General features: G+C 42.8%; 15 protein-coding genes. 12 read left to right on the top strand and 3 right to left on the bottom strand.

Features of this window, described 5'->3' with window-relative positions:
• The 5 genes from ON09_RS20055 to ON09_RS20040 all read left to right on the top strand — a co-directional run.
• Positions 1-394: nucleoside deaminase (locus tag ON09_RS20055; protein ID WP_010602860.1), on the top strand; the 394-nt coding region annotated here is incomplete at its 5' end.
• Between the two features lie 429 nt (positions 395-823).
• Entirely contained in the window at positions 824-1387 is a 564-nt protein-coding gene (locus ON09_RS20050) for a Crp/Fnr family transcriptional regulator (protein ID WP_010602859.1), read from the top strand.
• 77 nt (positions 1388-1464) lie between these two features.
• Positions 1465-1605, top strand: a complete 141-nt coding sequence (locus ON09_RS26280) for a hypothetical protein (RefSeq protein WP_010602858.1) — start codon at positions 1465-1467, stop codon at positions 1603-1605.
• A 50-nt stretch (positions 1606-1655) separates the two neighbouring features.
• Positions 1656-2393 (top strand): alpha/beta fold hydrolase, encoded by a 738-nt coding sequence (locus tag ON09_RS20045; RefSeq protein WP_010602857.1) that lies wholly within the window; start codon positions 1656-1658, stop codon positions 2391-2393.
• Between the two features lie 25 nt (positions 2394-2418).
• On the top strand, positions 2419-3315 hold the full coding sequence (locus ON09_RS20040) for an NmrA family NAD(P)-binding protein (RefSeq protein ID WP_010602856.1): 897 nt from the start codon (positions 2419-2421) through the stop codon (positions 3313-3315).
• Between the two features lie 19 nt (positions 3316-3334).
• Here the strand turns inward: ON09_RS20040 and ON09_RS24910 are convergent, their stop codons facing one another.
• From ON09_RS24910 to ON09_RS20025, 3 genes are all read right to left on the bottom strand, one after another.
• The gene (locus ON09_RS24910; RefSeq protein ID WP_010602855.1) at positions 3335-3901 is read right to left on the bottom strand and encodes a response regulator; all 567 of its coding nucleotides are present in this window, start codon (positions 3899-3901) and stop codon (positions 3335-3337) included.
• A 14-nt stretch (positions 3902-3915) separates the two neighbouring features.
• Positions 3916-4224 carry a hypothetical protein gene (locus tag ON09_RS20030; protein WP_010602854.1) on the bottom strand — a complete coding sequence of 103 codons (309 nt, stop codon included), beginning with the start codon at positions 4222-4224 and terminating at the stop codon, positions 3916-3918.
• A gap of 93 nt (positions 4225-4317) precedes the next feature.
• Positions 4318-4758 (bottom strand): Hsp20/alpha crystallin family protein, encoded by a 441-nt coding sequence (locus tag ON09_RS20025; protein ID WP_010602853.1) that lies wholly within the window; start codon positions 4756-4758, stop codon positions 4318-4320.
• Between the two features lie 601 nt (positions 4759-5359).
• Between ON09_RS20025 and ON09_RS20015 the strand changes: the two genes are divergently transcribed.
• The 7 genes from ON09_RS20015 to ON09_RS19985 form a co-directional block, all read left to right on the top strand.
• Positions 5360-6316: a toprim domain-containing protein gene (locus tag ON09_RS20015; RefSeq protein WP_010602852.1), complete on the top strand. Its 957-nt coding sequence runs from the start codon at positions 5360-5362 to the stop codon at positions 6314-6316.
• Between the two features lie 12 nt (positions 6317-6328).
• A complete protein-coding gene (locus ON09_RS20010; RefSeq protein ID WP_010602851.1) occupies positions 6329-6694 on the top strand; it encodes a hypothetical protein in 366 nt (121 codons plus the stop codon).
• Position 6695: 1 nt separating this feature from the next.
• The gene (locus ON09_RS20005; RefSeq protein ID WP_010602850.1) at positions 6696-7673 is read left to right on the top strand and encodes a relaxase/mobilization nuclease domain-containing protein; all 978 of its coding nucleotides are present in this window, start codon (positions 6696-6698) and stop codon (positions 7671-7673) included.
• Positions 7674-7701: 28 nt separating this feature from the next.
• On the top strand, positions 7702-8328 hold the full coding sequence (locus tag ON09_RS20000; protein ID WP_010602849.1) for an AAA family ATPase: 627 nt from the start codon (positions 7702-7704) through the stop codon (positions 8326-8328).
• Between the two features lie 10 nt (positions 8329-8338).
• Positions 8339-8650: a hypothetical protein gene (locus tag ON09_RS19995; protein ID WP_010602848.1), complete on the top strand. Its 312-nt coding sequence runs from the start codon at positions 8339-8341 to the stop codon at positions 8648-8650.
• Positions 8651-8962 (top strand): DUF4134 family protein, encoded by a 312-nt coding sequence (locus tag ON09_RS19990; RefSeq protein WP_010602847.1) that lies wholly within the window; start codon positions 8651-8653, stop codon positions 8960-8962.
• 31 nt (positions 8963-8993) lie between these two features.
• A partial coding sequence (locus tag ON09_RS19985; RefSeq protein WP_010602846.1) for a DUF4134 domain-containing protein occupies positions 8994-9297 on the top strand: 304 nt, incomplete at its 3' end.

The raw sequence follows: 9297 nt of genomic DNA, 5'->3' as shown, positions 1-9297 counted from the left end.
TGGAAAAATATTGAGTGCGGAGCCAAACACCGTTACCCGTGACTGCGATCCTACTGCCCATGCTGAAATCAATGCCATCCGATCTGCTTCAAAAAAAATTGGTAAGGCTGATTTGAGTGGATGTATTATGTATACAAGCGCTGAACCCTGTCCAATGTGCCTGAGTGCAATTTACTGGTCAAATATCTCTCAGGTATATTATGGGAATACCAAGCGGGATGCTGAATGGGCAGGATTTGGTGATGAATTTATAAGTGAACAGTTAGGAAAAAAGATAGAGGAGCAGGATATTTGCTTTGAGCGAATCATGGCTAGTGATGCAATCAAAGCTTTTGAAGAATGGGTGGCGGCAGGACCAGAATTGAAAGAGACAATAAAAGATGGTTCAATGTAAGATACCTGCAATTGATATTCAGGAAGCGTCGAATTTTGCTGGTAGTGATCAGTAAGGAAAGATCTTGATTGGTTTAGCGAATTTTCTTCCTATTTGGGGACTACCGTTCCTATGCAAAACCCTGATCCACATTTACACAAAGGTGAATTCAAGTAAGAAGATTTCCAGAGATTTGCCAGGATTGGTAAATTCTGGGTAAATTTCAAGTCTTTGCGGGCGATCATACAACGAGGCAATTCGTTTCTATAGGTCTATCTCTTTTTGAAAAAGGCTTAATACACCTTTAAAAAACCTCAGATTTATAGTAAGAGATAACTTGGTTTTAAGGGGAAAGATAGCATATGTTCAAATTATATTTGTTCCTTAGCTTTTGATAAAGCTTTTTGGAAAATAAATATAGCAAGTGCGCACGATGCTTAAAAAAATAGAATGGAAGAATTTATCGCGTTTATAAAGAAAATGGTCTGGATTGAAGAGTCAGATCTAAATCTGGTTATTTCAAGGTGCAGGGAAAAAACAGTTTCCAAAGGAAAGCTTTTGCTTCGCAAAGGGCAGGTTGCCAGTCAATATTTTTTTATTGTTTCGGGCGGCGTGCGCTTTTTCTATGACTTAAACGGCCAGGAAAATACCACCTGGGTGACTTTTAAAAACGAGTTTTTTACCGAGATTTCGAGTTTAAACCCCCAGAGGCCTACCAGGTTTAATATCGAGGCGATTGAGGAAACCCGGCTTGTGGTGATAGATAAAAATGATGTGGATTTTCTCTATGCGCATATCAGCGCCTGGGAGGCTTTCGGAAGGAAAATCTGGGAGGAAACCTCGGTCAGGATGATTGACCAGATCCTTAATTTTCAGACCCTTTCTTCAGAAGAACACTATCTGGCGTTTATGAATAACCCGGAATTTCTTCAGAAAGTGCCCGTAAAGCAGCTTGCCGCAGTTTTGGGCATCACACCTAATGCTTTAAGCAGAATCAGGAAAAATATTCGCTAATGTATTTTCTACCAATTGGTAGTTTCAAATGCGCTTGAGGGAATTACTTTTGGATCAGAAAAAAGTAAGAATTTCAAATGGATAATCAACATGTTTTAGCTGTGAATCAGTTTGCTGATGAGGAGCTGATCAAAAACTTTCCAGGTTTTACCAACCACCACGCAAAGGTAAACGGAACTCAACTGCATTATGTAGAGGCGGGAGCGGACAGCCTTTAGTCTGTTTGCCGGGATGGCCCCAGACCTGGTACTCTTATCATCCTATTGCCATGGAGATGGCCAAGTGCTACCGCGTGATTATTGTAGACATCAGGGGAATGGGCAGTTCGGAAAAACCGGCTTCGGGCTATGATAAAAAAAACATGGCCAGGGACATATTCGAACTGATTAAATACTTAGGGCTTGATCAGGTCAATATTATGGGACATGATATTGGCGGAATGGTGGCGATGAGTTTTGCCTTTAACTACCCCGAGTGTACCAGAAAGGTAATTGTTGCCGATGGTTCCCATCCAAGTGAAGGGATGCTGCAAATGCCCCTGATTCCCACAGATGGAACTTTTGGTGAAAAAATGGATGGCAAGATGCCTTATGCTTGGTGGATGGGATTCAATCAGGTAAAGGCCTTGCCCGAGAAAATATTAGAAGGAAGATTTGGCTATCTACTGGATTATCTTTTTAGCTATGTGATGGTAGATGAGGATAAAATGAGCGAATTTGACAGGCAGGTTTACACCCACTATTACAATTCGGCAGAGAGCATTCGGGCATCTAACTGCTGGTATCAGAGTTTTCTGCAAGACATAGAGGATTCTAAAACTTATCAGATGCTGTCGATGCCCGTACCGGGCATCGGGAGTTATGTAAGCTATAATTACATGAAAATGGGACTCCCTTATGTATCAAGCAATGTCGAAATTATCGGTATACCTGATAGCGGACACTATATGTTTGAAGAGCAGCCTGAAAAAGTCTTAGGCGCTGTTCTGGATTTTTTAGCTGAGTAATTTTATAGAAGTTTAAATAATAGATATGACAAAAATAATATTGGTTGCCGGTGCGAGCGGCAATCTTGGCGGCAGGATCTGCAGGGAAATAATCAAACGAGGTGGCCGTGTACGGGCGGCTGTACGACATTCAGCCGATCCGGAAAAAAACCAGGCCTTAATCAAAATGGGAGTAGAGCTTATCGAAGTGGATTACAATAATGCATCGGAAATTGAATATGCCTGCAAGGATGTAAATTGCGTGGTTTCTGCCCTTGCAGGACTTAGCGAAGTGATTGTTGGCTTGCAGAAAAGACTTCTTGATGCATCGGTCAGCGCTGGGGTACCAAGATTCATCCCTTCTGACTTTTGCACCGATTATACTAAGCTGGTTGCGGGTGAGAACAGAAACTTCGATCTAAGAAGTCAGTTCAGGGATCTTCTAGATAGCAGCTCCATTAAAGCGTGTTCCATTTTTAACGGGGCATTTGCCGATATACTGAAATACAATACCCCGGTTTTAAATTTGAAGGACAAAAGCATCTCTTTTTGGGGAGATAGGCAGGATTGGAAACTTGATTTCACCACCATGGATGAAACTGCAGCATTTACTGCTGAGGCCGCTCTGGATGATCAGGTGCCAAGAGCGCTGCATATTGCAAGCTTTCAGGTCAGTCCATCAAAGATCCATGAAATTGTGAGGGAAGTAACCGGAAAAGAATTTAAATTACAGCAGCTATCTTCCTTGAGAGACTTTGCCGAGTCGATACAGAAACTTCGCGCTGAGTATCCAGCGGGAGAGCTTGAGCTGTATGCCAAGTGGCAGCAAGCGCAGTATATGTATTCGATGTTCACTACCCAGCACCCAAAGCTCGATAATATGCGATATTCTGGCATTTTCTGGACTCCGGCGGCTGATTACATCAGCTCGTTTGCGAAATAATGGATTTTTTTTTGCAGGATCAGGCAGAGGATCCGCTTGTTGGGTGCATTGATATTTCCGGCAGTGCACTCTTAATGACGGATTTAATTTTGGGTAATAACCCACTGTCCGTTCGCCTTGAAGACAATAGTGATGCGATCAGGCCCATGAGCTCTGGTATGCCAAAGGGTTTTTCGAGTACCGCATCGCAACCGTATTCAGAGAGCGAAAGCAGGATTTTGGCGTATGCTGAGGTAATGATAATAGGAATGTATTCAAAACGATCGATGGCCCGTATCGCGCTGCACAATTCTCCGCCGTTCCATTCAGGAAGCATGTAGTCCAATATCACCAGATCGGGATGATAAGCCTCAATTAATGGCAGTGCATCTCCTGGATGATAGCATCCCTGGCAGTCATAGCCATATTCGCGCAGGATATCCTGAATAGTTTCCAGGAGCATGAGATCATCCTCAACGATGAATATCTTTTTTTTTGTCATTGTTTTCTTGCTGATTTGATTGTATATAAGAGATTTAGTCTTTAGATATGGTTTTGGCAGCTTGCGTTCTTTTTCATATTCCGGATGCCAATTGCTAAATGCCATCTGGTGATTTCTGTTTATTTGAGTGGAATGATCTCACCCTCTTCGAGCTGGGCTATGCGAAAGATTTCTCGGGAAATGACTGAAACATTTTCCTTTAACTCTTCAAGGCTGCAATGGATCATGCCTATGGGAACTGGAAGGCCGGTGATTTCCTGAGTAAGGTCCATCTGAATGGAGCAGGAATGCTCGGATCCACTTCTCCCTTTTAGCATTGAAAATATCTCCATTGAAGAAACCTTATCCCTGCCAAGGCTGAATTTTCCATAGGGAAGTTTTTTATGCTTCAGATTGAGCGTGACCGTGATTGAAAATGCGGTTTCCATGGGCTTTATCTTTTAGGCTTTGGTGGCTTTCAGTTTTATATTGGTGCAATAAGAAAAATGCCGCCTGGGGCGGCATTTTTTTCTCCAAGGCGATTAGCTGATCTCAATCTGTCTGGATACTGCTTTGGCTTCTTCTTTTTTAGGAAGGGTCATTTTTAATACCCCGTCAGTATAGCTGGCATGGATCCTGTCCGCATCTGCGCTTTCAGGCAGGGTGAATGACCTGGTGAAAGCGGAGTAGCTGTATTCACGCCTGTTGTAAGTTTTGCTTTCTGAGCTGCTTTCTTCGGACCTTTGAGAAGAAATGCTCAGTATATCTTTTTCAATAGATACCTTGAAGTCTTCCTTTTTAAGCCCTGGTGCTGCCAGCTCAATCTGGTAGGCTTCTGCTGATTCTGAAATGTTAACCGCAGGAACGCTTGCGGTGCGGCGATCTGTGAAAAATGTGTCGCCAAGTACGGATTCGAAAATGTCATTAAAGCCTGGCAATAATGCGCTGTTTTTCTTTTCTGGATTGAATTTAACCAATGTCATAGTGTGTTCTCCTTTTAATAGTTTAATAAAAAAATGGACTATAAATCAATTAACTTACGCTGGGACTTGTCCCGCTATTTATTGTTCAACTCTTGTGCCAGCCTGTTTCAGGGGCTTTCAGGGGGCATTTTTCTGAATTTTTTTCATTTTCCCTGAATTTTTTTCAGTTGCTAAGCTGAAATTTTTTCAGTTTCCTTTTCTGGCGTCGGGCCCGTTGCTCATTCAGCTTTAACTTTTTTTTCCTTCCCTCTTTTCGATAGACTCAAATTTTTTGAAAATCGCAGGCACTTTGGCCATAGTGTCAAATCCCCAATGATTTCATCATGATTTTTGACCAGCAAACTACTGGTCTTTGACATTGGGGAATGAAATATTATCCGGCGAAAGCCGGAAATTTTGCGAAGGCGGAGGTGAGAGTCCCGAGCTGAAAACGCATTGGCAGGCGAGGGCCCGGTTTTTAGAAACTGACTTGAGTAATTCCGGAAATATGTTGAGGCTTTATCCTCATCCAAAAAGGTTTGTTGCGTTAAGCGGCAAACCTGTTTTTTATTTAAGGTATAAGACCAATATCAACCATTCCGCTCCTTCAAAATGCTGACATATGGAAAATCACAGATTTGATTTGAACCAGATTAGAGAAAACGTTAATCTGGTTGATACCTTAAGCAGGCTCGGATATGAACCCTTAAGAAAGAGCGGAGGAGAACTTTTTTACCTGTCCATGCTCAGGGATAATGATTCCGCTCCTTCGTTTTGCGTCAATGAAAAAGCGGGTCTGTGGTATGATCACGGTATGGGTAGAGGAGGTAACGTGATAGACTTTGCTGTTCATTTCTGGCCAAATCTAACTTTCAAACAAGCGGTGGAGGAACTGATCAAAGTTTCAGGAAATTCGGTCAATGAAATTCAGGGCAGGCCCTTTGTCCCCAGACAAACTGAACTGATACTCCACTTACCCAGCTACATCATCCGGGAAAGCAAAGAACTGGGTGGTAACAAGTCCATCAGTAATTATCTGCAGGGAAGAGGGGTGATGGATGTTTCAGCTAACCATTTAAAAGAACTCTATTACAGTGTAAAGTTAAAAGATGGTACCAGACGTGAAATGTTCGCCGCCGGCTGGCAAAATGAGCTAGGTGGATGGGAGGTGCGTAATGCTTATTTCAAAGGATGTTTAGGGAAAAAAGCAATGAGTTTTATTCCAGGTAATCCGGAGACCATCGTACTTTTTGAGGGTATGCTAGACTTTTTAAGCTGGAAAAAGCTTTCTCCTTTACAGGATGCAAGTATACTTGTACTCAATTCACTTTCTTTTCTCGACTACGCAATACAAAGAGCAGGTAAATACAGAACCATTGAGCTTTTCTTTGATCATGACTCCGCAGGAAAAAAAGCTACTTTACTGGCATTATCTCAGCTCCCCCAGGCGGTGGATCAGTCCGCTAAATATGAAGGGTATAATGATTTTAACGAGAAGTTGACCGCGATGATCCATGCTGAGAAAGATCCGGTAATAAGAAAAGCAAACCCAAATAACGTTCCACTACGGAACCGGTAAAAGGAAATCAGTATGAGCAAGCGAAGAAGTGGAAACCGCGGCAACCTTGTCAGGTGTTATCTCTCAGATGAGGAACTCTCAGCGATCAACAGGATTTGCAGTGATCTGGGCTGGAATAAATCTGAGCTGTTACGGAACCGTCTTCTGCATCCGGATATGCTTAATATCAATTCGGCCAAACTGCTGAGTGTATTAAGTGAAATCGGGATGCAAATGAGCCTGCTTAATGCCAGTATTGATCATCAGCAGAAAGGTGTTGACTACAAAAATGGCGATACTGAAAAACTGGAAGCGCTTATTAATTCCTACCACTTGCAGCAGAAAAAACTGGAGCAACAGATTCGTAAATTATTGATGAGAATAGAACGAAAGGGCTAAAATGAAATTGATTGTGAGGCTTTTTACAACTTCAACAGGTTTTCCTGCGGTAAGATACAATATGGAAAAAGTCACTAGCGGGTGCGCGGAACTCCTTTGCTACAAGAATTTTGGCGTCATTCACGGGTTGATTAACCCGGGTTGTGCAGATTTCGAACATTATCTTGGCGCGGTATCGACGCTCAATTCACGTAGCCGTTTCGATCAGTTTCATGCAGTTTTATCAGCTAGAGGAAGATCGATGTCTGTAGATGCACTGAAAAATCTCGCTGAGAGATGGATGCTTGAAATGGGCTATAATAAACAGCCTTATTTAATTTTTTCCCATTCAGATACGCCGAATACGCATGTACATATCGTATCCACTGATGTCAGATTGGATAGGTCAAAGATTAGCGACAGTTTTGATCGCCCCCGGGCGATTGCGGCCATCCACCGTATTTTGAAAGTAGATGTACAGGCTGAATTTAAACGTGATATTTCGCCCCTACTCGCTTACAACTTTTCAGACCTTCATCAGCTTACCACCTTACTCGGGCAAAAAGGCTATCGTGGATTTTGCAGGCGAGGATATTTTTACATGGTCAAGTACGGGCAGGTTTTGCTTAAAATCAGCGAAGGTAAAATTCAGCATATGGTTTTAAAGCCCCAGATAGAAGCCGGGCATTTGGATGAAATCCGGTGTATGATTAATTCCAATTTGCTTACTAAGGATAATACCTGCATTCCAGTTTACCAATCATTGCCTCATGGTTCATCCAGGAAGCTCAAAGCATTTCGTTCGGAGCTTTCAGATTACCTGCTTGCTGAAAAAAACATAGAAATTTGCTATCACTCCAATAAAAATCAGATCACCGGCTTCACCATCATTGACCATCATAAACGCCGTGTTGTGGCTGGAAAGGAAATCATGGATCTGGATCGGCTCATTTCTCCGGTCAAAAAGGAAAGTATCTCGCGGCAACTCCTCTCGAGATAGGATCTGTTTCATTCTAATATTTTAAAACATGATTATTGCGCTAAGTAACCTAAAAGGCGGGTGCGGCTGCACAACACTTTCTCTTGTATTGGCCCATTATTTTTCCCAAAAGAAAAAGCAGGTATTCCTTATCGATCTGACCTATGAAGGATCACTGGAGGTATTGTATTCTAAATCGATGCTGTTAAACGAGCGGCTTCCATTTGAGTTCTTTACTTCGGACCTAAACAGGATCGAAGTTTTAATTGATAAGCTTCAAGCTGAAAAGGAAGCGGTTATTTTGCTCGATCTGCCAAAGGCATTCGCCAATCCATCCCTGATGAGGCTAATGAGGTATGTGGAAATTTTCATTATTCCCATCCAGTATGGATTATTAAACACTAGCGCTGCAAGCAGATTCGCCCTTTTGAGCTCAAAGATTTCTCCCATGTCAAGCAGTATATTCCTCCCGAATATGAGCTCATCAGGTGGCTTTGATGATGAATTATCTGCCCAGCAAAAATCTTTGCGATCACTCGGCGATCTTTCAAGCGCGATTTCGCTTCATCCGGCTTTGCTTGAGCTCCCAAGCATGAGCCTGCCACCTTCCTGCCTGTATGAACTGGCAGTTTCCCTGGATTTGCTCTACTCAAAATATATAGAACCTAAACGCTAAAATTTAAAATATGAACTGGACCAACTTTATTTCCTATCTGGGAATAGCTTATATTATTTATTATGCCCTTAACCTATCGACAGACCTGTGGCTGAAAAAAAGTGAACTTTCCCAGTCAAATCTTCAAAACCAGTCTTTCCAGGTGATTGATCTGCAAGAACCTATTGACAGCTCGGAGCTGATCGAGGCCGGTGAGGTAATAGGCGACCATACAGGCCTTCAAAGTGGACCCCTTAGCGCAACAGGTGAGCTGGATTTTGATGGACTAATGGCCGCGGCTAGGAGTGAATCAATTGAATGCATCAAAAAAATTGCTTATTAAATGGGCCCGCGTGTCGCAGTTATCTTCTCGGTAGCTAACCTTACCTTAATTCTGGCCCAAAGCAGCGCTGCTCAGGTGCCTGGCCTGTCCGAGTTTCACCAGGCCAGCGCTGAGATCAGGCACTATTATTTCTCCCTGTCAGATCTCATTTTCGTCATCGGAGCAATCACCGGACTTTTAGGGGGACTCAGGGTCTATGCCAACTGGCAGGGGGGGCGCCACCATGTGGACCGGCAGGTAGCCGGATGGCTGTTCTCCTGTATTTTTTTAAACCTCTGCGGCGTATTTCTACGGGGATTATTCGGGTTATAATTAATTAATCAAGCATCAAACAAAATCAAAAATGAAAAAAACAAACAAAAGCGCAGTTGTCATTCTAGGAATGATCACCATTGCTGTTAATGCGCATGCACAAACTGGGGGAGGAACCACCGGAATCAATGCCGCAACTTCCACATTGACCAGCTACATTGATCCGGTATCCACACTGACGCTGGCCATAGGTGCGGTGGTGGGTATTATAGGTGGGATTATGGTGTATATCAAGTGGAATTCAGGGGATAGGGATATCAGTAAAGAAGTGATGAGCTGGGGAGGATCCTGCTATTTTTTTAGTGCTGGTTTCGGTAGTCATCAAAGCCTTCTTT

Source organism: Pedobacter agri PB92 (assembly GCF_000258495.1).
In the GTDB taxonomy this organism is placed as follows: Bacteria; Bacteroidota; Bacteroidia; order Sphingobacteriales; family Sphingobacteriaceae; genus Pedobacter; species Pedobacter agri.
Note: the sequence above shows the minus strand (reverse complement) of the source record. Positions and strands in the feature narration are given on the sequence as shown.

Bases quoted from the DNA above. Each gene is read 5' to 3' on its own strand.
- ON09_RS20045 (WP_010602857.1), top strand. From the start codon at position 1,656: ATGGAGATGGCCAAGTGCTACCGCGTGATTATTGTAGACATCAGGGGA.
- ON09_RS20025 (WP_010602853.1), bottom strand. From the start codon at position 4,758: ATGACATTGGTTAAATTCAATCCAGAAAAGAAAAACAGCGCATTATTG.
- ON09_RS20030 (WP_010602854.1), bottom strand. From the start codon at position 4,224: ATGGAAACCGCATTTTCAATCACGGTCACGCTCAATCTGAAGCATAAA.
- ON09_RS19995 (WP_010602848.1), top strand. From the start codon at position 8,339: ATGAACTGGACCAACTTTATTTCCTATCTGGGAATAGCTTATATTATT.
- ON09_RS20010 (WP_010602851.1), top strand. From the start codon at position 6,329: ATGAGCAAGCGAAGAAGTGGAAACCGCGGCAACCTTGTCAGGTGTTAT.
- ON09_RS20040 (WP_010602856.1), top strand. From the start codon at position 2,419: ATGACAAAAATAATATTGGTTGCCGGTGCGAGCGGCAATCTTGGCGGC.
- ON09_RS20005 (WP_010602850.1), top strand. From the start codon at position 6,696: ATGAAATTGATTGTGAGGCTTTTTACAACTTCAACAGGTTTTCCTGCG.
- ON09_RS20000 (WP_010602849.1), top strand. From the start codon at position 7,702: ATGATTATTGCGCTAAGTAACCTAAAAGGCGGGTGCGGCTGCACAACA.
- ON09_RS19990 (WP_010602847.1), top strand. From the start codon at position 8,651: ATGGGCCCGCGTGTCGCAGTTATCTTCTCGGTAGCTAACCTTACCTTA.
- ON09_RS26280 (WP_010602858.1), top strand. From the start codon at position 1,465: ATGGATAATCAACATGTTTTAGCTGTGAATCAGTTTGCTGATGAGGAG.
- ON09_RS20050 (WP_010602859.1), top strand. From the start codon at position 824: ATGGAAGAATTTATCGCGTTTATAAAGAAAATGGTCTGGATTGAAGAG.
- ON09_RS20015 (WP_010602852.1), top strand. From the start codon at position 5,360: ATGGAAAATCACAGATTTGATTTGAACCAGATTAGAGAAAACGTTAAT.
- ON09_RS24910 (WP_010602855.1), bottom strand. From the start codon at position 3,901: ATGGCATTTAGCAATTGGCATCCGGAATATGAAAAAGAACGCAAGCTG.